Annotated in this window: 12 protein-coding genes; 4 read left to right on the top strand and 8 right to left on the bottom strand. The window is 63.6% G+C overall.

Going from position 1 to position 26206, the window contains the following annotated elements:
* Window positions 1–9 precede the first annotated feature (9 nt).
* Window positions 10–1569 (top strand): alpha-L-fucosidase, encoded by a 1560-nt coding sequence (locus VF617_RS13550; protein ID WP_331015419.1) that lies wholly within the window; start codon window positions 10–12, stop codon window positions 1567–1569.
* 10 nt (window positions 1570–1579) lie between these two features.
* Window positions 1580–3175, top strand: a complete 1596-nt coding sequence (locus VF617_RS13545; protein WP_331015418.1) for a glycoside hydrolase 43 family protein — start codon at window positions 1580–1582, stop codon at window positions 3173–3175.
* A gap of 21 nt (window positions 3176–3196) precedes the next feature.
* On the opposite strand, the gene galA is transcribed toward VF617_RS13545, so the two are convergent.
* The 8 genes from galA to VF617_RS13505 form a co-directional block, all read right to left on the bottom strand.
* Entirely contained in the window at window positions 3197–6100 is a 2904-nt protein-coding gene (gene galA, locus VF617_RS13540; protein ID WP_331015417.1) for a beta-galactosidase GalA, read from the bottom strand.
* 88 nt (window positions 6101–6188) lie between these two features.
* Window positions 6189–7697: a DUF5060 domain-containing protein gene (locus tag VF617_RS13535; protein WP_331015416.1), complete on the bottom strand. Its 1509-nt coding sequence runs from the start codon at window positions 7695–7697 to the stop codon at window positions 6189–6191.
* Window positions 7694–9880 (bottom strand): glycoside hydrolase family 95 protein, encoded by a 2187-nt coding sequence (locus tag VF617_RS13530; protein WP_331015415.1) that lies wholly within the window; start codon window positions 9878–9880, stop codon window positions 7694–7696. The genes VF617_RS13535 and VF617_RS13530 overlap by 4 nt, the downstream gene beginning before the upstream one ends.
* A gap of 89 nt (window positions 9881–9969) precedes the next feature.
* Window positions 9970–11229, bottom strand: coding sequence for a sorbosone dehydrogenase family protein (locus VF617_RS13525; protein WP_331015414.1), 1260 nt, complete (start codon window positions 11227–11229; stop codon window positions 9970–9972).
* Window positions 11230–12852, bottom strand: coding sequence for a rhamnogalacturonidase (locus tag VF617_RS13520; protein WP_331015413.1), 1623 nt, complete (start codon window positions 12850–12852; stop codon window positions 11230–11232).
* A 3-nt stretch (window positions 12853–12855) separates the two neighbouring features.
* On the bottom strand, window positions 12856–14637 hold the full coding sequence (locus tag VF617_RS13515; RefSeq protein ID WP_331015412.1) for a glycoside hydrolase family 36 protein: 1782 nt from the start codon (window positions 14635–14637) through the stop codon (window positions 12856–12858).
* On the bottom strand, window positions 14637–17831 hold the full coding sequence (locus VF617_RS13510) for a DUF4450 domain-containing protein (RefSeq protein ID WP_331015411.1): 3195 nt from the start codon (window positions 17829–17831) through the stop codon (window positions 14637–14639). Before VF617_RS13510 ends, VF617_RS13515 begins: the two co-directional genes overlap by 1 nt.
* Before the next feature lie 265 nt (window positions 17832–18096).
* Entirely contained in the window at window positions 18097–19746 is a 1650-nt protein-coding gene (locus VF617_RS13505; protein ID WP_331015410.1) for an alpha-L-fucosidase, read from the bottom strand.
* A 237-nt stretch (window positions 19747–19983) separates the two neighbouring features.
* Between VF617_RS13505 and VF617_RS13500 the strand changes: the two genes are divergently transcribed.
* Both VF617_RS13500 and VF617_RS13495 read left to right on the top strand, forming a co-directional pair.
* Window positions 19984–22773 (top strand): TonB-dependent receptor, encoded by a 2790-nt coding sequence (locus VF617_RS13500; protein ID WP_331015409.1) that lies wholly within the window; start codon window positions 19984–19986, stop codon window positions 22771–22773.
* 343 nt (window positions 22774–23116) lie between these two features.
* Window positions 23117–26164 carry a TonB-dependent receptor gene (locus tag VF617_RS13495; protein ID WP_331015408.1) on the top strand — a complete coding sequence of 1016 codons (3048 nt, stop codon included), beginning with the start codon at window positions 23117–23119 and terminating at the stop codon, window positions 26162–26164.
* Window positions 26165–26206 lie beyond the last annotated feature (42 nt).

Raw genomic sequence — 26206 nt, 5'->3', positions numbered from 1 at the left:
GTGGTTTCGATGCGTTCCGTGAAAATTCTGGCTTTGGCATTCGCCGCACTGCCTGCACTGGCCTGCGCACAATCGCTGCCCAAGCCGGACAGGGGCGGCGTTCCGGATTCCGAACTTTACGATTATGGCGTGATGGGCCCGCCGGCGACCCCGGCGATCGTTGAGGCAGCCCGCGCGGCGGTCGCGTTGCCGCCCGTCAAGGGTCCCTTCGCGCCCACTTGGGAATCGATCGCCAAGCATTACCAAACCCCCGCTTGGTTCGGCGACGCGAAGTTCGGGATATTCATGCACTGGGGCGTCTATTCCGCGGCCGCGCATCACAATGAATGGTATGAGAAGCACATGTATGCCGCCGATCGCGCGTGGCACGCGCAGAATTTCGGCCCGCAGGAGCGCGTCGGCTACAAGGACCTGATCCCGCTTTTCACCGCCGCTAGATGGAATCCGGATGACTGGGCGGCTTTATTCAAGGCGGCAGGAGCGCGCTTCGTCATGCCGACCGCCCAGCATCACGACAATTTTGCTTTGTGGGACAGCAAGGTGACTCCCTTCAACGCCAAGCGGATGGGGCCGAAGCGCGACTTGATCGGCGATCTCGCCGCCGCCGTACGCCGCAAGGGAATGAAGTTCGGCGTTTCGAACCACGGCGTCGAGAATTTCACGTTCATCAATCCCGTCCCCGAGCTCAACGACAGGCTGAAAGCTGCAAAGGCCGATCTGTACGACCCGGCCTGGGGCAGCTTCTACAATGTCGCGGACCGCAGCCCAGCGGCGATGACGCGTTTCCTGACCGATTGGGTGGACCGTAATGTCGAGCTGATCGACAAGTACAAGCCCGATATCCTGTGGTTCGACAATGGCGCGAATTTGCGCGTGCTCGATCCGCTCAAGACCCAGGTCGCGGCCTATTATTACAATCGCGCGCGGCAATGGGGGAAGCCGGTGTCGATCTCGACCAAGTTCGTCGCCTACGCGCCCAGCAACGACGACAAGAAGCAAATCGGCTCGATCGTGGATTTCGAGAAAGTCGGCAAGCGCTCGCCCCCGGATATCCGGCCGGGACCGTGGATGGTCGACGATACGATCGGCAGCACCTGGGGCTATACCGAGGGCATGTCCGTCGCGGGGCCGGGGGCGATCCTGGCACGGCTGATCGATACGGTCGCCAAGAACGGCACGTATCTTCTCAATATCGCACCCAAGGCGGACGGCACGATTCCCGAAAACCAGCGCGATACCTTGCTGGGCATTGGCCGCTGGCTCCAGGCCAATGGCGAGGCGATTTACGGCACGCGGCCCTGGATGAAATTCGGGGAGGGCGGCGCGGACGGTGTGCGCTTCACTCGGCGCGGAAGGAGTGTCTACGCAATCGCGCTTTCCTGGCCTGGCCGTGAGCTGGCGATTTCGTCGCTAGGCAGCCAGGCGGGGCGGATAACCCGGGTCGAACTGCTCGGGCAGCGCCAGCCGCTCCGCTTCACGCAGGACGCCGGCGGATTGCGGATCGTGCTTCCCGCGCAGAAGCCCGCGGGCCTCGACCATGCCTATAGCTTCCGTATCACCGGGCTTTGAGCGCACTGCAATGAATAAGCTTTTGCCACACTCCGGTATCCTGGCTTTCGCCCTCCTCGCGGCCGCCGCATTGCCGGCGCAGGGCCAGACTTGGGGGACATGGCCGTCCTGGGGCGATCAGGGCAACGGCAGCTATCGCAACCCGGTCGCGCCGGCGGATTACAGCGATCTCGATGCGATCCGCGTGGGGGATGATTATTACGCCATTTCCTCCACGATCCATGTCTCGCCGGGCATGGCCGTGCTGCATTCGAAGGATTTGGTGAACTGGCGCGCGATCGGCCACGTCGTCCCCGATCTCACTGCGCTCAGCCCGCGCTACGCCTGGGATCAGCCGCCGACACTCGGCCGGGGCGTCTGGGCCGGGACCATTCGCCATCACGCCGGCAGGTTTTGGGTGTTCTTCGGCACCCCAGATGACGGCTATTTCATGAGCTCAGCGGCCAATCCCGTTGGCCCGTGGACCGCGCCCCATGCGATTTTTCGCGAAGCCGGCTGGGACGATCCCGCTGTGCTTTGGGACGATGACGGCAAGGCCTATTTCCTCGGCACGCATTTCTCGGACGGGTATAAGAGCTATATCTGGCCGATGAGTGCCGACGGCCGGTCGATAGACCGACAGAGCGGCGTTCTGGTCAACGCAGGCGCCGGCCGCGAGGCCAGCAAATTGCTGAAAATCAACGGCTGGTATTATCTGATCTACAGCGAGGTCGGGCAGGGCGGCCGATACGTTATCGCCAAGCGCGCCCGCGCGCCTATGGGTCCCTACAGCGAAGGCCGGCAGCTCGCGGAAGTCGGGCGCGACGCAAACGAGCCGAACCAGGGCGGCCTTATCCACGCGCATGACGGCAAATGGTATTTCCTTACCCATCACGGCCGTCAGGATTGGGAGGGGCGGGCGATGAGCCTCCTCCCGATCACCTGGACCGATGGCTGGCCGATCCTTGGCACCCCTCGACCGGACGGCGTGGGCTCGATGACCTGGAGCGGGGTGAAGCCGGTTGCGCGCGGCAAGCCTGCGGCGCGCCGTAGCATCGATAATTTCAATCGGCCCAGCCTGGGACCCGATTGGGAGTGGACCCGCAATCCGCGGCCCGGAAAATGGTCGCTGACCGAGCGGCCCGGCTGGATGCGGTTGCATGCCTGGCGCCCCGCCAAGCCGGGGGACCCCCTGTCGGTCGGCAACATTCTCACTCAGCGCGCCTGGCGCACAACGGCGGCGCAGATGACGGTGAAACTCGATCTCGCTGGAATGACGGACGGCCAACATGCGGGGCTGGGGCACTTCTCCAATACCTATGGCATGCTCGGGGCCTACCGGCAGGGCGGTATTCGCCGGCTCGAATACCGCCGGGCAGGAGCCGCCCCGCAACTTGGCCAGGTTCTGAAGAGCAGGAACCTCTGGCTCCGCATGGCCTGGGGGCTTACGGGCGAGGCCAGCTTTGCGTACAGCCTCGACGGCCGTCGGTTCCTGCCGTTCGGAGACGTCACCCAGCAAACCCGCGCCAGTTATCGCGGCTCGCGCGTCGGCGTCGTCAGCTACAATGACGAAGCCGAGAGCGGCCATGTCGATATCGACCGCGTCGATTACGACTATAGCCGATAGGCTTGGCCGAACTTCCCCGCGCTAAGGCCGGGCAATCTCGCGGATCACTACCTGGCCGCCAAAGCCCGAGGCCTTGCCCGCTTCGGCCTCGACCAGCACGACAAGCCTCCGTTCGGCCTCGCCAGGGGGCAGCGTCACCGTCAGCGTTGCGGGGGCCGGGTCGAGCTTTTCCGCCACCTTGCGGCCATCGATCCAGATTTCCGCATGGCCGGCGAGCTGGTTGAAAGTCAAAACGCCACCCCGGGCACGGACGCTGGCCTGCGGCTTGAGAGGCATGCTGTAGCTGTTCCACCGGCCTGCATTGTCCGGCCCGTCCAGCCGCCCCGATCGCCCGCGGCTGAGGGCGTAGCGGTCATTGACGACATTCTCGACATTCGGATCGGGCCGGGTCGCGCTGAAGGGGGTGCGCGCCCAGAAGTTGAGAAGCGTTTCCGGGCGAGTCCGCTCGACCGCCGCGCGGGGCGCCGCCGCGATACGGTCCACCGTCAGGCTGGCGGGCTTGAGGTCGGCCGCGGTGGCGCGCAGCCTTAGCGGACCGCGTCCCTGATCCGCGCGTACGATCACTTGCGCCAAACCGTTGAACAGTTTGCGCGCATCGCCCTTTTCGGGGTCGTGATCATTGGGATTGCCATTGCCCAGGCCGATGATCGCACCGCCCGATATGCTGAAACCGGCTTGCAGGTTCGCCGTCGGCACATGGCGGCCCTTCGCGTCCACGGCATCCAGCGTGATCGGTTGGGCGTCTTCGCCGTCGCCGGTCATCACGCGCCGATCGGGGGTGAGGCGCAGCGCCATGGCTGGGCCGGTCGTCTCGACCGACGCGCGCGCCACTTCGCGCCCGCCGCGATATCCCACCGCCTCGAGCTTGCCGGGCGCATAGGGCACCTGCCATTCGGGCATGGCCAGCCGATCGACCGCCTTCTCGCTCAGCCGCTTGCCATTCAGGATCAACATCACGCGCTCGACATTGGCGAGCGCCAGAACGCGGATCGGCTGCCCCTCGCGGCCCGGCCAGTTCCAATGCGGCGCCAGCGCCAGCACCGGCTCGCCATCGATCCACTGCGCGCGGTGGAGATCGAACGACATCTTGGGGAAGCCACATATGTCCATGATGCCGAAAAAGCTGGAGGTGGAGGGCCATTCGAAGGGTGTGGGCTCGCCGTGATAGTCGAAACCGGTCCAGACGAACCCGCCCGCGAGGAACCGCCGCTCGGCGATCGCCTTCCATCCGGTGTTATGCGTGGCGCCCCAGCGCGCGGCCTCGTCATCATAGCTGGTCATGATGTTGCGTGTCTTGTCGCTCGCCCATTCGCCGCGCGTCGAGAAGGCGCTGGGGTCCTCAGAACTTGTAAGAGGTTTGTTGGGAAAGGCCTTGTGATAGGGGTCATAGGTCTGGATCTGGTAATTGAAGCCCACCACATCGACCGCATGGCTCACGTTGCTGGGGGTGAACATCCCGTCGTTCATTGCCGCGGTCACCGGACGGCTGTCGTCGAGCGCCTTCACCGCGGCGGCCATCCGGCGGACCATCTCATAGCCTTGTGGACTGCCCTGCATGGGCTCTTCGTTGAACACCGACCACATGAAGACCGATGGCCGGTTGCGGTCGCGGCGCACCAACCATTCGAGCTGGTCCATATATTCGGGGCTGGGATTAAAAACGCGGTTCTCGTTCATCACGAGCAGGCCGTGGCGATCGCAAGCGTCGAGCAATTCGGTAGGCGGCGCATTGTGCGACATGCGGATCGCATTCGATCCCAGCGCCTTGAGCCGACGCACGCGCCAGTCCCATAAAGCATCGGGCATCGCGGTGCCAACGCCGGCATGATCCTGGTGGTTGCAGGTGCCTTTTATCTTGAGCGGCTTGCCGTTGAGGTGAAAGCCCGTGGCGGCGTCGAAGCGGAAGGTGCGGAAGCCGATATTGATGCGACGTTCGTCGAGCAGCTTCCCATCGCGGCGCACCTCTATCTGTACAGCATAGAGCGCGGGATCGTCTGGCGACCAGAGGCGTGGGTCCGTCACCGGTATCGTGAGCTTGGCGACTGCCTCGCGGAGCGGGGACACGTCGATCGAGACAGGTGAGGCGTTCAGCAGGCCCGCGTTCGCCGGCCCGCTCAGGTTCGCGCTGACGGTTACGCGCTGCGCCGTCTTGTCGATATTGTTCAGCGTGACCGCGATAGGGACGCTCCAGCTCCCGTCGGCGGCCTTGCGGGGGTCGCAATGGACTCCGTCGGTGACGATGTGGACGGGTTCGCGCACGGCCAGCCACACGTGGCGATAGATGCCCGCCCCTTCATACCACCAGCCTTCCATCGCATCGGCATCGACGCGGATCGCGATGGTGTTCAGCGCATCGCCGAAGCGGGCGAATGGCGAGATATCGATGCGGATGCCGTTATAGCCGCTCCAATTATGCGCCACGATCGTGCCGTTGAACCAGATCGTCGCGAAGGTCGCGATCGCGCCGAAATCGATCTCGAGATATTTTCCCTGCAGCGCGGGATCGAGCCGCAGCGTGCGGCGATACCAACCCATGCCGCGCTTGCGATATCCCTGGGCGATATTGGCTTCCCGATCGACCGCCGCCTCGATCGCCCAATCGTGCGGCAGGTCCACTTCGCGCCAATCGCTATCGTCATAGGTCATCGCCGCCGCGCCATGCGCCGCGCCCGCCTTGGCGTTCTCGTAAGAGGCCTGGTGTCCCTTGATTGCGGGCATGGGCACGTCGCCCGGGTGGAACAGCCATCCATGATCGAGCAGCAGTCGGCCCGGCTCCTCGGGTGCGGGGCGGCGAAAGACACCGTCGCGGGGCGGCGGCATCGGGAAGCCGTCCGAGCGGGCGGGTGCGGCGAAGGAAGTCGAGGGAAGGAAGGGCGTCAGCGCCGTGCTCGCAGCGGCGCTCGCCAGGAATAGCCGTCGTTGCATTCTATCCTCCCCCAGCTGCTCGATAACGGGAGCAGATTTCACGGAATGCTTTCTTAGGACGCCCTTCGCAAGAACGCCTCTGTGTAATTCAAATGCGAACGACGCGGATCGCGAGATATGGCTTGGACGGCAACGGGATCGTCGCGACGCCCGAAAAGGCGCCAGGCACGGGCGTGGCCGTCATCGCCAGGGTATCGAGGATATCGGCCCGGAATTGCCCGTCGGCAGGAAGGCGATAGCCCTGCGACGCGTGCTGCCGGTCCCACAAATAGGTGAGGTAATATTTGCCCTCGACACCCCAGGTATTCCGGTGCGCAAGCGGAGCGGCTTCGGGCGGTGCTCCGTCGATGACCTGCTTGAAAAAGGCGATCCGCGCCGGGCTCTGGCCGACCAGTTCGCCCCCCTTGGACCACCACAGCTCCTCGCGATCGTTGAGATAGGTTTCGCCATGGCCGCAAAAGGCGCCCTGGATATGTGTCTTCCAGAACATCGCCACCATGCGCTCGGCGCTGATGTCTCCCCATCCCTGCGAGATGTTGCCCTCGTAGCGCGCCTCGTCGAACACCACCGGCTTGCCATATTGCGCGATATAGGTCTGCGCATTCTCAGGATTGTCGTTCTGCACGCTCAGATGCGTCACCCAGGGCCGGTTGTGGTCAAAGAAGGTGCGCTGGTTATGGATCGAGCAGAGATGCGCGAAGGGGTCGGTCTTGGCGACGAGCTGACCGATGCGCTCGAAATCCGCCGCAGTCATCGTCTTGAAGAAGTCCCACTCGTTGGCGAGCGACCACCAAACGTTCCGATAGGCGGCCAGGCGGGCGATCACGTAGCGGACATACCGATCGTCATTCTCCGCCCCCATGCGATCGAAGCCCCAATGCCCCTCGTCATACGGATGGAAGAGGATCAGATCCGCCTCGATCCCCATCGCCCCGAGCTGCCCGATGCGATGCTCGAGATTCTGGAAGTATGCGGGGTTGAAGCGAGTGAAGTCCCATTTGGCCGGCGCCTGGCCCTCGAACGGATAGCTGGGCGGCTCGACATGGTTGTAATTGAACCACTTGGGAAACACGCCCATCCGCATCTTGTTGAACGGCGAGGATGCGAGGGTCTTCAGCGTGCGGTCTTGCAGCGCATCGGTTTGGCAGGTCCAGGCGTAGCAGGTCGTGCCGACCTGCCGATAGGGCGTGCCGTCGGCATAAGCGAACCGGTATTTGTCCTGCACGCGAACGGGCCCATGATTGCCGGGCCGCGGAGCGGTGGCGGTAAACGCGCCGCGCTTGCCGTTCAGTTCGCGCGCATTGCTCCGGGTGCGGTAGGCCCAGGCACCCATAAAGGGAGGCATGAAGCGCACGCGGTAGATGCCTTGCCCATCATAGAATCCCGGGACCTCGATGGCTCGGTCCCCCAGGGTGAAGGTCGCGCCGAAATCGACATCGACGAAGGGATTGCCCGCAATCCTGCCCCGGTACGAGGCTTCGAAAATCCCCCATTGCTCGATCGCTTTAGTCTTCGCCACGGCCGAAGAGAGAATGGCGGGACCCGCCGCGACGGCAAATGCGCCGCTGGCGACCAGCTCTCGGCGGGAAACGATCATGACGGTCTCCTGGATGCGTTGATGAACCTGACCCGCCGATCGGCGCCGGGACGAACAATCGCGCCCTCGGCGCGGACGACGGGCGTTCGGCCCGCATAGGATCGTATGGTCGCTGCGGTCAGCCGGCCATCGTCCCAGCGGATATCGACCTCGAACCCGCCCCGCGCGCGCAAGCCGCGAACTTCGCCACTGCGCCAGGAACTCGGCAAGGCGGGAAGAAGGTCGATTGATCCCGCATGGCTTTGCAGCAGCATCTCGCCGATCGCGCTCATCGGCGCGTCGTGCAGTTGCGGCGCCTTCAGGTCGCGAATTCCCGCGAGGCCCTTATCTCCATCTCCCAGCCTGGCCCACATCGAAGCCTTGTCGGGGTGGTATCCGCCGATCCCGCGGAGTGTGAGCGAGACTTTTGCGGCCTCGAACAATTGCGGCGTTGCGCTTGCGGTGATCTGGCTCAGCGGCCACACCGTTACCAGATGCGAGACGTGGCGGTGCGTCGGTTCCCATTCCTCGAACGGCTCGGCCCATTCGAGCAACTCGCCCCGCGCACCGATGCGATACGGCACGAGCCTCGGTAGGGTTGCCTTCAATCTAGCGCGAAAGTCACTATCGACGCCGAGCACTTCGCTGGCCTTGATGACGTTGTCGAACAGCTCGCGGATCAGCGCCATGTCCATCGTCGATCCGCGGCTGACCGCAACGCGCTTGCCCGTGGCCGGGTCCTTGAAGTGGTTTTCCGGCGACGTGGAAGGCGAGGTGACGAGTTGCCCGTTTCGGTCGGCAACGAGCAGGTCGAGCGCGAATTCCGCCGCGCCGCGCATCGCGGGATAGGACTTCTTCGCCAGATACGCCTTGTCCAAGCTGAAGGCGTACCGCTCCCACAAAGTCTGAGCGAGCCAGAACCCGCCCACCGGCCACGCCGCCCAGGCGGGATCGCCGGTCGCCATCGTCGTCATGGCCCAGATATCCGCGTTGTGATGCGCAACCCAGCCCTTGAAGCCATAATCCTGCTTCGCCGTGATCGCGCCGTTGCGCGCGAGATCGCCGACGAAATCGATCAGCGGCTCGGTCGTCTCGCCGAGGTTCGCGGTTTCGGCGAGCGAATAGTATTTCTGCGGATTCTCGTTGAGCGTGAAGTTGGAAGCGTAGCGAGGCGTCAGGTCTCGGTTCCATATGCCCTGCTCGTTACGCGGCGCGCCGGAGCCCGGGCGCGAAGCCGCGATCAGCATGTAGCGGGCATATTGATACGCGAAGGCGTGGGGGTGCGCGGCCTCGCCGTTGATCGACAGCGAGAGCCGGTGAAACAGCCCCTGATGATCGGCGAGATGCCTATCCAACAGCGCGCGATAAGGCTTGGCGCCTGCGTAGGCCATGTGCCGCTTGGCGATGGCCGATGGATCCTTGCCTTGTGTCGCCGGGTCGCGATCGATCCCGTTGAAGCTGGTCGCAGCGGTTATGATGAGGACTGCTTCGTCAGCGCCCCAGACCTCAAGCGAAGTCGCGCCGGCGCGCACCACGCCGCCCTTGGCTCTCACTTGCAGCCGCGTTTCCATCGTCATGCCGCGCCGCGCGTCCCATTCGATGATGCCCTTGCGCGAATAATTGTCTACATGCGTCGGCGCGCGGCCGGTGACGGTCATCGTATTTCCGGCGACAATGCTTTTGCCGAACTTCAGCTGGGTATCCAGCGCGGCCCTGAAATCGAGCGCCCCCTTCCGGTCCGCCGTGATCCGCATGACGATGGCTTGGTCGGGAAAGCTGACAAAGGCTTCGCGGGTGAATCGCGTCTTGCGGCCATCGGGCGCGGCGACCGTGTAGGTGGTCGTCACAGTCGCGCGGCTAAGGTCGAGCGTATTCGAGTAGTCGGCGAACCTCTCATGCCCTGCGAATTTCAGGTTGAGATCTGCCAGCGGCTGATAGGATTCATTGTTGCGCGCCTGCATGCCGCGGGCGAGCTGATCGGCCTTAAGATATTCACCAGCTTCGAGCGCCGCGCGCACTTCCACCAGCGCCTGGCGATGGGCGGGAGCCTCGAAATGCTCGGGGCCGCTTCCGGACCAAAGCGTCGTCTCGTTGAGCGGAATGATCTCGGACGCGGGCGAACCGAAGATCTTGGCGCCGAGCCGCCCGTTGCCGATAGGCGGTGCCGCGCCGAAATCGGCCTGGTCGGTCGGCGCGGTTTTCACCAGTTTCAGGCTTGCCCACGCGCCTGGCTGCGCCACGGACTCAGCGGACGGCGCGAGCGACAGTAAAGCCAGGAATGCAAGGACCCTGCTCACGGCGCTGCGGCCACCCGCCAGATCGTGCCTGCCGCGTCATCGACGACGAGCAGCGCCTTGTCCTTGGCGACCGCCAGGGCACGAGGACGTCCGAGCACGGCTTTGCCGCCACGGGTGAAGCCGGTCAGAAAAGGCTTGAGCGGGCCGGAGGGCTTGCCGTTTCGAAACGCTACGAACGAAACGTCGTAGCCGTTGAATTCGGAACGGTTCCACGATCCGTGGCGCGCGACGAAGGCGCCTTGGCGGTACTGCGCTGGGAAGTTCAAGTTGTTGCCGAACAAAATCCCTAGGGCCGAGACATGCGCGCCGACCGCATAATCGGGAGCGATCGCGCGGGCGACCATATCGGGGCGCTGCCCCTTGAGCCGGGGATCTTCGTGCTTGCCGTAATAGCTCCACGGCCAGCCGTAGAACGCGCCCTTCTTCACGCTGGTGATATAGTCGGGCACCAGATCGTCCCCGAGATGATCCCGCTCATTGACCGCCGTCCACAGCGCGCCCGTGCCCGGCTGGATCGCCATGCCCACGGGATTTCGGATGCCGGACGCGAACACGGTTTCGCGGTTCGTAGCCAGCTCGATCCTCAAGATCATCGCGCGGCGTTCTTCCTCGGCCTCGCCATATTCGCCGGCGTTGCTTGCTGACCCGATGGCGACGAACAGCGCCTTGCCGTCGGCGCTCAACACGATGTTGCGAGTCCAGTGGTTGTTGTAGCCGCCGGGCTTGAAGCGGGCGATATAGGTCTTGGCTATATTAGCCGGAAGCGTCGTCGGGCCGGGCTTGAACGTGATCCAGAAGATGCCATCAGTATCCGCGACATATAGGCGCCCCTGGTTGAGCACCATGCCATAAGGCTGGCGCAGTCCGGGCAGCAGCACCGAGCGCTGATCGGCAACCCCGTCGCCATCGATATCACGCAGCAAAGTGATCCGGTTTGCGCCCGCGTCGCGATATTGCGGGTCCTCATATTTCCGTTCGGTCTTGGCCTCCGCGACCAGGACATCACCGTTGGGCAGGACGATTGCATTGCGAGGCGATTGCAGGCCGCGGGCGAAGGCCTTGACGGCAAATCCCGGCGGTGCACGCGGCCCTTCTCCCTCGGCAAAGGGTATAGGGCGCGGGTTATTGGTCTGGGAGGGCGTCGTATACGGCGCGGGCAGCACCGGGGACGGGCCCGTCTGCGCGGCGGGGTCGGACTTCGGAACATCCTGCGGCGCAAGGCCCAAGACAGCAAGGGCAATGGCGGATTTCAGCATTCAAGGCTCCTGAGGTTGATTTGCGGCCGCCGCGCCGGTCTCGATCCGTATCAGGGGCGCGTCGTCATGGCGCGCATCCGGAATAGAGCGGCCGCCGAAGCTGCGAAAGCCAGTGACCCGCTTCATCGCAAAGGCTGTCCCGGCGCGCACCGTGGTGCGAAAGAAATCCGCCTCGTTTACATCCTCCATCCAGATCGCGGGGCGGGCATCGGCCCTTTCCAGCGCGATTTCCACATTGCTCATCTCCAGGTTGCGCGCATGGCGGATGAAGAACCCGCTCGCCGGGAGCTCGCCGAACATGCGCGGCTCGGGATAAGCCCGCTCAGCAGCTGGCGGCTCCAGCGCAGCCATCTCCGCCGTGCCTCCGCCGGCGTGGCCAAGATAGACGTCGCTTATCTTGATATCCTGGATCGGATGCCCCGCCACCCCGGCGATCACCGATGGCATCAGACCCGCGCCGGAGCTGGTCACATTGCTGACCCTGATCCTGCGCATCTTGCCCATGGGCACGCCCGCCGGGCCGCGCATACGGCGGCCGAGGCGGAGGAACCAGGGCGCCTGATAGGTTCCGGACATGACGATGCCGCTGAAGGTTATGTCCTCCATGATCCCGCCATCCACCGTCAACAGGCACACGCCCCGCGTCCGGTCGAACACGCAATTGCTGACCGTGATATTGCGGAAATCGCCGTTGGATTCGGTGCCGAGCTTGAAGCGCCCGATCGGCACCACGCCGGGCTTGATCGGCTTCCACGTCCCGTCCAGCACCGAGCCCATCTGGTACCCGCCGGTGAGCAGGCAATCGGAGACCGTCATATTCTCGATCGGTCGGGCATAGCCGAGCGCAAACGAGCTCTTGGGCACGATCGCGTCGTCGCTCGGCGAGTTGATCGTGCAGCGGCTGATGCGCACGTTCCTGCAACAATCCACATCAAAGCCATCCCGGTTGGTGTCGACCAGAAGATTGTCGATCGCCATATTATCGACGCCCGTCGCCAGCAGCACGAAATGCCCGCCCTGGAGCACCTGGAAGTCGCGGAGGAGCACGTTGCGGCAATTCTTCAGCGCGACGAGCTTGTTGCCGACGCCCGGCCTCTCGGCCACCGGCAAGTCGCGGTCATTGGCACCGCGGCTCAGGCCCTTGCCCCATAGGAGCCCAGTGCCTGTAATGGCGATGTCATGAAGCCCTTCGCCCCAGATCATGCTGTTGCGCCAATGGTTGTGCCCGAAATCCTGGTAGGGCTCGATTGCAGGATCCTGCGGTTCGGCTTGGTCATACCCGCCGCTCGCAAGGCCCTCGCGCGGAGTGGACGCGGCGAGGAGGACGGCGCCCGGATCCAGGTGAAGCGTGATGTTGCTCTTCAGCCGGATCGTGAAGCATGCATAGGTCCCTGCGGGAAAATGCACGACGCCGCCGCCGCGCGATGCGGCATGATCGATCGCGGCATTGATCGCTGGCGTGTCTATCGCTGCGCCATCCCCTTTCGCTCCGAAATGGCGAACATCGACCCGCGCCTCGTTCGGGCCGGCGGGCGGCAATGGTCCCGCGTTAGCCGCTCCTGCCGCCATCGCACCAATCCCGCCGGCTCCCGCGAGCACGAGCCGCCTGCGACTGGCGTCCATTGGCTATTTGCCCCGGCGCAGGAGCAAGGCGTCGCGGCCGGGGACATTGACGCTGGCGCGGCCATTGCCGTCGAAGGTCACGGTCTGGCCGGTCCAGTGATCCTTCCACGTCGAGCCGCGCGGGCCGGTTAGGGCGATCGTTCGGCTTTCATCACTCCAGTTGAACGCGGCCTTCGGGCCCTTCTCGGTATCAATGAAGGACAGATCGGGATTGTCGAAGCGTGGCGCGAAGCCCTCGGGGCGGCCGAGGTCCTCCATCACCTTGAGCCGCTCGGCGGGGAGGGCGGTCAAATCGTCTCCGGTGAGGAAGATGCCGCCGGTCATGTAGATGGAGGTCCAGTGCGCGCGCATTTCGTTGGGCATCGCGGGATCCGCGGGCTTCTCGCCGATCTTGGGCGGGGCCTGGCCCCACAGCATGATGCTATCGGGGTCCGTGACCCAGAGCGTGCGATGCATCCATGAGCGGTAGAGGTTCTCGCGCCCCACCACGCGGAACGAGCGCCAGTGATATCCGACATCGTTGGATGCGCGGGAGGCGTCGGCGAAGCCGATCGAGGGCCAGAGCGGGGCGTTGGCAATTGTGACGAATGCGTCGCCCGCACCGCGCCGGATCGCCTGTATGGCTAGGCGATAAGCCGACAGGCGAGTGGCCTTCGAATTGTGGAAGGTTCCGCCATGGATCGCGCCCCAAAACAGCGCGTCGAGCTTGAAATAATCGATGTTCCAGTCGCGGCGCATCGTGCGGAACATGCTTTCGAGATGGCGCTGCACCTCCGGGTGCGAGCCGTCGAGACTGTACCAAGGGCCACCCCAGCCGGCATAGCTGACCGTGCCCGCCGACAGCGGCTTGCCGTCCGGCCCCTTCACGAACCAATCGGGATGTTCGCGGAGCAAGGCTGAATCGCGATCGGCAACGAGCGGCGCGACCCAGAGAGCCGGCTTCTTGCCAAGCGCGCGGATCGCCTTGCTCATCTCCGGGATCGTGCCCCCGAAAGCCGGCCGGGTGACCAGCCAATCGCCCTCATAGGGCTGAAAGCCATCGTCGAGCTGAATGTAATCGAGCATCGGAGCGCGATCGGCGACGATCTTCGTGGTCGCGACGACCTGGTCGAACGTGACGTGTTCGCGAAACGCATTCCACGACGACCAGCCAGTATGGACCGGCGCTTCAGCACGGGCCCGGTTCGTGCGTGCGATCCTTCCGGCGAAGTCGGCCATCAGCGCGCCGCGCGCAGGGCCGCCGTTCACGTAGATCGGCTCGAAGCTCCAGCTTTCGCCGGGCGCGATGCGCTGGCCCTCGGCATCGAAGGCGACGCGGTAGCGGTCCCGCCAGAGATTGACTGCTCCGACATACCGCTTGGCCGAGAGGAAGCCGACGAGGAGGTGATCAGCGCCCGGAGGTGACAGCAATGCGGCGCCATAATAGGTCTGCGAGCCGGCTGGCTGCGGGATTTTGTAGTGGACCGAGTCGAGCCGCCCCAGATTTTCGGGCTTGCCCAGCGTACCTACCGCCAGGGTGAGCATGGTGAAGCCCTCCCCGTAGAGTCCGGTCTCGGGCGGCAGATCGTGCGCGCCCTGCAGCGCCACGACTTCCCGGATCGCGACGGCCGCCCTGCAGCGGCTGATCAAGCGCGTGGTGAGGATGGGTCCGGACCAGCGCCGATCGATCTTCAAGCACGATGTATCGGCGGCCGGGTCCATCGCGACTACCGATGCCGTGCCCCGACGAACGTCGGCGGCGGTTGTTGACAGCGCTGCGGCCGCGAGAAAGAGAAGCATGGTCATCAGCGCACCAGTGTTGCAGCGAGTGTTCCGATCACGACTTCGTTCGCCAGCGCACGGATCGTGACCGAGCGGAGCGGGCGTTTCGGATCGAGTATGAGCGTCAGGACCGTCGCCGCCCCTCCGTCGATCTCGGAAGGGACCCGGCTGCGAAGTGCGGCCACCCGGACTTTGCCACTCTTGAGATCGACGCGCAGCGGCGGCGGGCCGGGCGAGCGGAACTGGAAATCATCGACCAGATAGTCGCGCTCGATGGGCCACCATGTGGTGGGATTATAGAGAGGCAGCCTCGCCTGGCCGCCATCGGCATAGGTGACGATCACCTCGCCATTGTCGATCCGGCTCTGCATCGGATTGGTGGTGCCTGCCATCAGCAGGCGCAGCGCCTGGGCCTTGCCCTGCACCGGCACGGATATTTCGCGCGGATAATTATCCCATTGCGACACGAACGCGGCATTGGGCTTGTCGGGCGCGGACGATAGCGCGAACCAGCCACCGTCCGGCAGGACCAGTCGCCCGCCATTTTCCGCCGCGACGCGCCGCAGCCCCGTGTCGTCGATCGTGGCCGCCGCTTTGACGTGCCCGGCCCATGCGCCGAGCCCCTGCGCGGGAAGCGCAAGCGAAGTGTAAGTCGAGCGCGGACTGCGGTATTTTCCCGGGGCGAAGATCGCAGTCACGCGGTCATTGAATGCGCGCGACAAGTCGAGCGGTTCGGATATCCCAGTCGGCGCGACCTTGGGCAGCATGGGCTCCACCCTGGCGGCCAGCGCCGCCCCGCTTGGGCTCAGCCAGGTGAAAGCGCCCTGGCGCTTCTTCACCAGCGTTGCGCCATTGCCTTCAGACGAAGTGATAGGGGCTCCCGTCCAACGCAAAGTGACTTGGGCCGATGTTCCAAAAGGCAGGTCTATGATGGCCGCGGGTGCGCCAATGGCGTCAGAATCCGCGCGCCACGGGATCACCCGTCCGCCTGCTTCCACCGCCAGTCGGTCATACCGCGCCGGAATGCGCAGCTTGAGTGTGCGGAAACGCGCTGCTGCCTGGCTGACCGTCCAGAGTTCGGTCTTGCCGTCGCGGCGGAACGACACCCCAATATCGGGGTGTCGCAGCGCCGCATGGTCCCAGGCCGCAGGGAAGCCGGGAGCCACTTCGAGCACTCCCGAAAGCGCATCGGGTCGAACTCCGAACAGCCCCTCTACGATTGCGCGCGAAGTGACTCCCCCGGCATCGGCGAAGTCGCGCTGGGATTCGCGGCGGTACACGTCGAGATAGTTCATCGACCCGACATTGCCCGGCGAAATGCCCATATACATGCTTGCCAGCAGCGAGCTCTTGGCGAGCGTGAATGCGGCTTCGGGGCGGCGCGCCTGCCACAGGCCGAGCGCGGTGTGCAGGTTTTCGCCCATCACGACATTATTGACCGACCAGTAATAGGGCATCCAATCCGAGGTCGCGTACATGCCGTACTTCGCATCCGCGGGAACATCCTCGCCCAGAATCGGTATCCGAGGGACCTCGCGCTCCAGGCCGGACGCCATCGACCATGCCTCGCGCGCCGTCGTCACTTCCGAATCCACCGTGTGATAAAAGGTCCACAGCCCGCCGCTGGGGTGGAGCATCTGCCGGCCGAGCAAATCCTTATATTCCGCGAAGCTGCGGCTTTCGGGCATCCACAAATGCCGCCGCATTCCCCGGCCGATCAGGTCGGCTTCCTTCAGATAGGGCGCGGGGTCCTTGCCGAGCATCCGGGCTAGGCGCGCGGCCATGCGGTTATGATAGAGATTATAGGCCGAAGCATAAGACGTGCCGCCGCCATTATAGGCGATGTCGTCGCTCGCCCAGATCTGGGCATAAGCTTCGTAGAGCGGCAATTTCTCCGGGCCATAGGTTCGGCGGAACAGGCGGCGCTCCCAGGCAAGGTGCCGCTCGATCACCGGCCATGCCTCTTCCGCCAGCTTGCGGTCGCCCGTCCACAACAGGTGCCGGAACAGTGCGTCGATGAAGACCGCGTTCATGTCGTAATGCGAGCGCGACATGTCTCCGTTCGAGTGCAGCGCCTTCTCATTGCGCGCGAGGTTGCTGTCTTCGTCGGCGGGCGGGATCGTCGACGGCACGGGCTCGACATTCTGCCGGCCGAACCAGTAGCGGAAATTGGCCTTGGCCCGGTCGTGCCAGCCCAGGGCGTCGAGCAGGTATGGCCCGCGCCAGCCGAGCAGCTTGGTGCGCCAGGCAACCGCGCCATGCATGATCGCCTGTTCCTGGTCGTCCCAAGTCGCGTCGCCGCCTATCACTGTCGCGGCCATTGCGGCGTTGATCCAGGGGTCGGGGGTGTCGATCGATACTTGCGCGCGCAGGGCCGCGAAGCTGGCGCGGGCGCGCTCGAACGCAGTGGCGAGGTCCGCCGGAGCGAACGCGGTCACGTCCCGAGGCGTGTCGACGGTGGCCGTCGAGCGCTCCGAGACTTCGCGATAGATTGCGAGGTCGGAGTTGGCGGCGTTGGCGCGGGAGAGCACCTTGAGCGCGAGATAGGCGGGGGCTTCGGATATCATCAGCGTGCCGGTGGCGATGGGGCGGTCCGCTGAGCCCGCGGGGGCGAAGAGAGCGGCGGGATTGTCCCAGGCGTCGGCGTTCCCCACCGTCGAACTGCCCTCGGAGGTGGTTCCCGCGATCGTCGCAGCCGCCGCACTGATCCGGAAGCCCTGGTCGCTGGTCTCGACCCGGTTGCCGCTGGCGAAGGCTGGCTGGGGCTGGAAATACTGGCTGATTGGAACTCGCTCGGTGCCGATATCGCCGTCGCGCGCGCCGCGCTCGCCATTGATCCCGCCGAACGCCCAACGCAGCTTCGTTCCTGCCGGAAGCTTGTCACCCTTCAGCCGGACGATCAGGCCCTCGGTATCGCGGAAAGCCAGCGCTTCCAGCCGCAGCGAAGCCGAGCCCAGCCGGGGATCGCGGATTTCGTAGTGCAGTTCGCCGGGAAGATAGCGCGTGACGATCCTGGCGGCGTCGTGAAGCCACCAGATCTTTCCGTCGGTCTCCACCGCGAAGCGCAGATTTCCGCCGCGCCCAGGCAAATAGACCGAGAATTCGGGCTTGTCCCCGCCGTCCACTCGGAACGCGGTGTTGCCCCCGTAAAGCGGACGGTTGAACCGCTCTTCGCCATTGGTGATCGCGAACCCGCCATCGACAGGGCGATAGCGCAACGGACGAGCGATTTGGCCGGCGAGATTGGGTCGTGGCCCCCCGCTCGCGCTGGGGACGGTTACCTGCTGCGACCAGGCGGGGGGCGTGACGGCGCACGCCGCAAACAGGCCTAGCAACAAGCAGGTTCTGCGCCCGCTATTGCCACTATCGTTCTTGCCCACCCGCGCACCCTCTCGACCCGTTTGATTTGCCCTCGTTCTTGCACACGATGCGCCAACGCAAAAGTGTTTTATATATGAAACCCGTGCCAATCGATCACTTAAGTCAGATGGTTAGCCCTCTTATCCTCAGTCCCACGGTGTGTGCGTCAGCCCCAAGCGCGGGCACGGTCACCGCCAGGCCGTTGGGCGTTTGCGACCATTTCACGCGGCCGCGTTTGCCGAGGAGCGAAACGCCGGTGACGCGTCCTGCGGATTTGGGAATGCTCTTGATCAGCAGTTTGCCATCGGAAGGAACCGCCATCGCATAAGCGTAAAGCGCGCCTGCCCGGGTGGTGAAGCGGATGTCTTCCGCGGTGTAGGGAATGGGCGCTTCCTTGGGTGCTCCCTTGGGCGGCGTCCATCGCCCGTCGGCCACGGGGCCTTCGCCGAAAATCTTCCAGGGGCGGCTGGCGTAAATGCCTTCGCTGTTCACGTCCATCCAAGCGGCCATTCCCTCGAGGAACCGGACCTCGTGCTCGTCAATCGTCCCGTCGCCCCGCATGGGAATGCTGAGCAGCAGGTTTCCGTTCTTCGAGACGATATCGAGCATCATCCGGCACACCTGCGCCACGGTCTTGTAGCCATTCCGCTCGGCAAGCGGCCGATCGTAATGCCACTGGCCGATGCAGGTGTCGGTCTGCCACACGTCGGTGCGGGCGCCCTTCGCGGTGCCGCGCTCGATGTCTTCGACGAACGCGCCCATGTGATCGGGCGCGATGTGCTTGGCGTTTATGACGACATCGGCGCGACCGCCATTCGCGGCTGCGCTGGCATTGTAATAATGCGCGGCGAAATCGAGCCCTGCCTGTTCGAGGGGCAGCTCGTTGGTGTCGAAATAGACCAGGTCGGGCCGGTATTTATCGACCATGTCCTTGCAGCGCATGAACCAGTTCTCGGTGAAGCGCGGGGAGGTAAGGGGGTTCTCGCGTGCGAGGCTGGTCCATTTCGTATGCCAGTCCCGAACCTTCGCAGCGGTGTTGTAGCCGCTCGGAATAACGACGGAGGGCCCCGTATAGAGATCCTGGGGATCAAGGCCCTCCCACCAGGTGCCCTTGCCCTGCGCCTTGGTGAGGCGGAATGCGTCGTAGCGTACGCCAGCCATTGGCCCTTCGCCGTCATAGCCATAAGCGGGCTGAAGCCAGCGCGGCGCCCAGCTATTGTGATTGCTGATGCCGAAGCGCAGCCCTGCCGCGCGCGCCGCCTTGGCCCAGATGCCGACGATGTCCTTCTTCGCTCCGATATTGACCGAGTTCCAGCCGTGGTACGCCGAATCATATGCGTCGAAATTGTCGTGATGGCTGCCCAGCGACATGAAATATTTCGCCCCGGCGCGCTTATAGAGCGCGATCAGCTTCTCGGGCTCCCAGCGCTCGGCGCGCCACATGTTCTGGAGCTCCATGAGGCCGACCTTGGACGGATGGCCATAGGTCTTGACGTGATAGTCATAGGCCTTGTCGCCTTGGAGATACATGCGGCGGCCATACCAGTCGCCCTGCTCGGGCACGCACTGCGCCGACCAATGGGCCCAGATGCCGAACTTGGCGTCGCGAAACCATTCGGGATAATGGTAGTTGGCGACGAGCGACTGCCAGTTGGCCTCGAACGGACCCGGATCGATGGGTCGTCTGAATGCCCCCGCGGCGGCCGGGGCGAATAGTCCGACGCTCGTCGCCAACGCGGACGATGCGAGGAACTCGCGACGTGACTTCACCATGACAGTCTCTCCTCAGTGCCGGGCGTTTTCTCGCCCTTTAATGTACATTCCGGCTCATTCCGACCGGTAAGTTTCGCAACAGGCTCTAACTTTTTGAGACCGGGGGTTTTCGTTGCGCTCTCATAATCACATTGACATCATGCCCACGTATTGCGACATAGTTCCACTATACAAGACGGGAGATCAACTCTCGATACTGATGCGGGCGGCGCCCGCTTAACCCAGGGGAGGTGGACGATGGCGATTTCCTTTGCATGCGCGAGTTTTCGCAATGGCGTTTCGAGCCGGGCAATAGTCGCGGCGGCAATGCTGCTGGGCGCCGCGGTGCCGGGCGCTGCCCTGGCTCAGGAGACCACGACGCAGGCCGATCAGGATGAAGACACGATCGTCGTCACCGGCATCCGTGCCAGCCTGGCCGGCGCGCTCGATGCGAAGCGGGATTCTGCCCTTGTCATCGACGCGATCACGGCCGAGGATATCGGCAAGTTCCCGGACAAGAATATCGGCGAGGCGCTCCAGCGCGTGACCGGCGTCCAGCTCACCCGCGGCGCGGGCGAAGGGCAGAACATCTCGATCCGCGGCGCCGCGCCCGAGCTGACTCGCGTCGAAATCAACGGCCAGACCGCGCTTTCCACGCAGGTCGGCAGCGGCCGCCAGGTCGATTTCCGCGAGCTGCCCGCCGAGTTCGTCCAACGGCTCGAAGTCGTCAAGTCGGTCTCCGCCGACATGACCGAAGGCGGCCTTGGCGGCACCGTCCGCATCATCACGCGCCGGCCGTTCGACAGCAAGGAAGGCTTCCTCGCGGGCTCGGTGCAGGGTGTTTATGGCCAAGTCGGCAAGACCTGGGATCCCAAGCTCGCGGTGATCGGCAGCAAGGTCTTCGCACAGGACACTATCGGCGTGCTCGTCTCGGCCACCTACGAGAATCGCAGCCTCTATTATGATCAGGCCCGCACCACCGGCTGGCGCCGGATCGACGGAAGCCCGGCGGCGGGCAACCAGTTCTATGACTTCAATGCCGATGGGCAGGGCGATTTTTTCCCCGATATTCCACGTAATATCATCAACCGCGAGAAGACCGAGCGCTACGCGTTCAACGGCATCCTCGAATATCGGCCGAGCGACGACTTCAAGACCTGGATCGACGCGACCTACACGACTGGCGTGCAGACGCTCGACAGTCAGTTCCTCCAGCTCACCACCGCGATCGGTGCGGCAGGGGCGGGAAGCGGCGTGGACATCCCGACGGTCAAGATCGGGCCCGATGACACCACCAGCTTCGTGCGGTTCAATAACATTTCGACCTTGGCCGTGCCGTCCCAGCTGGCGGTTTCGCTGCGCAACATCCTGGGGCAGATCGACCGAAAGACCTTCAACAGCCAGTTCGGATATGATTGGACGCTCGGGAAGCTCAAGATTTCGGGCCGCGCCAGCTATGCCCGCTCACGCGCCTATAATAACGAGATAAACGCAACGGGCGACTATCTCGGCGTCTCGTCGCTGACGATCGACTACCGAAATCCGCAGCAGGGCCCGAACATCATCCTTCCGTTCGATCCGACCAAGGTCGCCGGCATGAACCGGCTGACCGTGCTCCGGCAGCCGCGCTATAACTTCCAGACCGAATATGGCGCGAAGCTCGATTTCGACTATCGGCCGGATGATGGGGGCTTCCTTACCTCGCTCAAGGCGGGTTTCGAAGCCCGCAACCTGAGCTCGGACAGCGAGCTCTTCTCTGTGACCAAGGTGTTGAACGGCTTCAGCGGCACAACGACGGTGAGCAATACGAGCACCTTCGGCGGGCGCACCGATGTCGTCCAAAGCACGACCACGCCCGCTTCTTTGACGGCGCAGCTCCAAAACATCGTTCAGCAGAACGCCTCACTCGGCGATCACAATTTCTTCAACACCGGCACGCTGGGCTTCGCTGGTATCCAGCGTTTCCTCAATCTCGGTAACGAAGTCGCGGCTGCGGTCGGGATTCCCGATCCGTTCGGCAGCCCGTTGCCGCTCGATACCTGGGAAGTCACCGACAAGAACCTAGCCGGCTATCTCCAGGCCCAGTTTCGCTTCGATCTGGGCTTCGAAGTCAGCGGCGTTATCGGCGCGCGCGTGGTCAACACCAAGACCACCTCCAGCGGCAATCGCCTGATCACCAACGCGCCCAATCCGAACGTCCTCGTTCCGGTGAACTTCGTGGGCGAATATACCGAATTCCTGCCAACGTTGAACCTGCGGGCCGAGTTCATCCCGAACCGGCTGATCGGGCGCGCGACCGCAACCGAGGTGCTGGCGCGACCGCAACAGGGCCAACTCGCCCCGTCGTTCCGCACCGATGTGGTGGGGCGCACCGGCTCGCGCGGCAACCCGGGGCTCGCCCCGTTCCGCGCGCGCCAATATGATCTCGGGCTGGAATATTATATCAACCGCACCAGCTTCGTATCAGTCACCGGTTTCAAGAAGGTGATCGACTCTTTCATCTTCAACACGACTCAGCCTGAGACGATCGACGGCATTCTCTACACGATCACGTTGCCGGTTAACGGCACCCAGGTGGTGACGATCGACGGCGTCGAGGCGGGCGCACAGGTATCGTTCGACTTCCTGCCCGCGCCGTTCGACGGCTTCGGTGCGCTCGCCAACGTCACCTATCAGAAGGACAAGGGCTTCGAATCGCGCGATCTGATCACCGGCGGGCCGCTGCCCTTCCCCGGCTTGTCCAAGACTGCGTACAACGCCTCGCTCTTCTACGAAAAGGGCGGGTTCAGCATTCGCGGCTCGTATAACTGGCGCGACAAATATCTGATCACGCCCACTGGCCGCGGCAACAATCCGGAGTTCGGCGAGGCCTACGGCCAGTTCGACGCCTCGGCGAGCTTTCAGCTCACTCCAAACGTCTCGGTGTTCCTCGACGCTGTCAACATCACCGACGCGACGCGCAAGGAAAACGCCAACAGCATCTATCGCCGGACGCTGATCGAAACCTTTGGCCGGCGCATCTACGGAGGCGTGCGCGTCCGCCTCTAAAAAAGGCGCTTTACGAACGATAAGGGCGGCCGCTTCTCCCGAAGCGGCCGCCCTTATTTATGCGGTCGCCGGGAACGCCACGCAATGTGGGTCATATTTGCACGCTTACGAAACAAATGTTTCTGCGTGGAAATGAATTTCATCATATGGAACGTATGCGCAACTTTTGGACTTTACACCTTCGCTAATCGTGAGAAGCTGTCCCTGCCTAAAAAGGCAGGGGGTGTACCCGGCACTTAGGCCGGACTGTTTCCAGTTCCGCGGCTATGAAAAAAGCTCGGGCCACTTCCCAACCAACAAGGCCTTGCCGGGCGACCGGCTGGCGACTTTTGGAGGGTAGGGGATGACACTGAACACCGAAAAGCGGAGCCGCGGGCTCCTGCGGCCGTCGATACTGGCGATCGCCACCGTCATGACGGTCGCGACCATGTCGCCCGCTTACGCGCAGGACGCTCCGGCGGCCGACACGCAGGCCGAGGCCGACGGGGAGGACATCGTCGTCACCGGCTATCGTGCATCGCTCGAGAGCGCGATCGCAGCCAAGCGCAGTTCGAACAACATCGTCGACGTGATCAAGGCCGACGACATGGCAAGCTTCCCGGACGCCAACCTGGCCGAATCGATCCAGCGCATTCCCGGCGTGTCCATCACGCGTGACGGCGGCGAGGGTCGTAACGTCACGGTGCGCGGCCTGGGCGGGGATTTCGTCCGCACGCTGCTGAACGGGATCGAGGCATATTCAGCCACGACGGGCTCGACGCTCGGCGTGGTGGCCGGCATCAATCGCACGCGCGGCTTCGATTACTCGACCTTCGCATCGGAGCTCTTCAACAGCGTCACCGTCAGCAAGTCCCAGTCCGCCGAAATGGACGAAGGCTCGCTCGCGGCCACGATCGCGCTCGAGACCGCCAAGCCTTTCGACAAGCGCGGATTCCGCGCTGCGGTCTCGGCGCAGGGCGCCTATTACGACAATAACAACAACTTCGCGCCACGCCTGGCCGGGCTAATCAGCAACACCTGGGGCGATTTCGGCCTGCTTGTCTCGGGCGCATACAGCACGCGCCTGGCCCAGGAGGACGGTTATAGCGATACGTCGCAGTCCGACTATTCCGACGCACTTAATGGCTTCTGCGGACGCGCTACCGACGATCCGGCTCAGCCGGGCAGCCAGGTGGTCAACACTGCGATCCCGTTCGTCAACACGCTTTCGGGCGTGGGAAACCGGCCGGCCAACCAGTGCTTCTCCGGCCTGCCATCCGATCCGGTGGCCTATTCGAAGATCAACGTCGCGAATGTATTTCTGCCGCGTAATCCGGGCCTCGGCCGCTTCACGCTCGATCAGAAGCGGCTGGGCCTCACGGCGGCCCTTCAGTACCAGCCGTCCGACGCCACGCATATCACGCTGGACGGCGTTTTCTCGAAGTTCGATCAAACCCGTCTCGATTATGCGTTGTCGCTGGCGTCCAACAATCGCAACGTCAACGGCGCTTCCGCCGCATTCCCGCTCTTCGCGGGGCGCGTCGATTCGCAGATCATGGATGTGAACGTCGATGCCAACGGCCAGGTCGATTACATGCGGCTCAACCGCGTCGACATCAAGCATATCCAGGAAAAGACGAAGACCAGCACCAAGACCTATGAAGTCAGCGCGCGTTGGGAACAGAAGCTCACCGACCAGTTATCGCTCGATGTTCGCGGTGGCCTCGCGGGTTCGCTCTACGATCAGCCTTATACCGTCTTCGTGTCGTACGATGCGTTCAACAAGGACGGCTATAGCTGGGACTCGCGCAATGACGTGCGCCGTCCGCTGATCAACTACGGCTATGACGTGGCCAATCCCGCCAACGTCACTTTCACCAACGCGGGAACGGGACTCACCCCGGATATCCGCATCGTGCAGGCCACCGTAGACAACACGCTTCGCACGGCGGCGGCGAATCTGAAGTTCGAGGCGAGCGAGAGCCTGACGTTCAAGGCCGGCACGATGTACAAGGACTTTAAGTTTCGGTCGACGCAGACGCAGCGCCTGTTCGGCAATAATGGCCCACCCTGCGCCGTCAGCTCGACCAACCCCGCGGCGGTGGCGGGCAGCCCCCCCGCGGCCTGCACCGGTTACCAGACCTTCAACTTCACGCAGTTTGCAGCCGATTTCCCAAATCTGAGCTCGCTGAGTTCGACGCTCACCGATTTCGGCGGGCAGCTCAATCTGCCGGCGGGATCCGTGACAGGTTGGGTGGTGCCCGACGCGGATAAGTTCATCACCGGGCTCAACCTCCTGTGCAATTGCGCAAACAAATATGGCGATTTCACCCTCGCCATCAATTCGGCGCTTGGGAACAATCGCAATTTGTCGGAAAAGGACCTGGCCTTTTACGGCCAAGGCGACTTCAATTTCGACCTTGGCGGTCATGCGTTGCGCGGCAATCTGGGCGTCCGCTACGTCAAGACCAAGCTGGAATCGACCGGATATCTGTCGCTCACTCAGGTCGTAACGGTGGGCAACGAATATGAAGACTGGCTGCCCTCGGCCAACCTGTCATTCGAAGTGACCCCGGATCTGATTTTCCGCGGTGCGGCCGCCAAGGTCATGGCGCGGCCCGGTTTCAACGCACTTAGCCCGGGCGGCGCGGTGAACACCACCTTTGGCGCGCAATCGGCGACGATCGGCAATCCGCTGCTCGAGCCCTATCGCGCCAAGAACTACGACCTGAGCCTGGAATGGTATCCCGAACGCGGCGCATTCTATGGCGTTGCGCTGTTCTATAAGGATGTGGGGAGCACGATCCAGAACCTCGCGGCTCAGGAGGCGTTCGGCAATACCGGCCTGCCGCTCTCGCTGCTGCCCGCGGGCCAGGACGGATCGACCGTGTACCTGGTGACTCGCTTCCGCAACACCAGCGGCGGCTATATCAAGGGCCTCGAGGTCAACGTCCAGCAGCCTTTCAGCTTCCTTCCTGGAGCGCTGAAGCATCTGGGCGTCGCGGCTAACTACACCTATGTCAAATCCTCGGTGCTTTATTACCTGTCGGCAGGTGTTACTGCGACGACGACGCATGACCAGTTCGTCAATGTCTCGCCCAATTCAGTCAACGCAACGCTGTTTTACGATGACAGCCGGTTCTCGGCCCGCGTTTCGGTTGCGTACCGCGACGCCTATCTGACTGCGCTTCCATTCAAGGCCGAAGTACCGGACGGCAATTACAGCTATGCGACCACCAATGTCGATGCGTCGATGTCGTTCAACATCACCGATCGCATCAAGATCACCGCCGACGCTCTTAACCTCACCAACCAGGCGGCGGATCAATATAGCGGCAAGGTGCGCAAGTCGCAGCGCGTTTATAGCACCACCGGGCGTCAGTTCTTCATCGGCGCATCGTTCGCCTTTTAAGGAATACGCGCAATCGCCCCGGCCGATCTCGATCGGCCGGGG

It is taken from the genome of Sphingomonas sp. (assembly GCF_036388215.1).
In the GTDB taxonomy this organism is placed as follows: Bacteria; Pseudomonadota; Alphaproteobacteria; order Sphingomonadales; family Sphingomonadaceae; genus Sphingomonas.
This window is presented reverse-complemented; position numbering and strand designations above follow the sequence as displayed.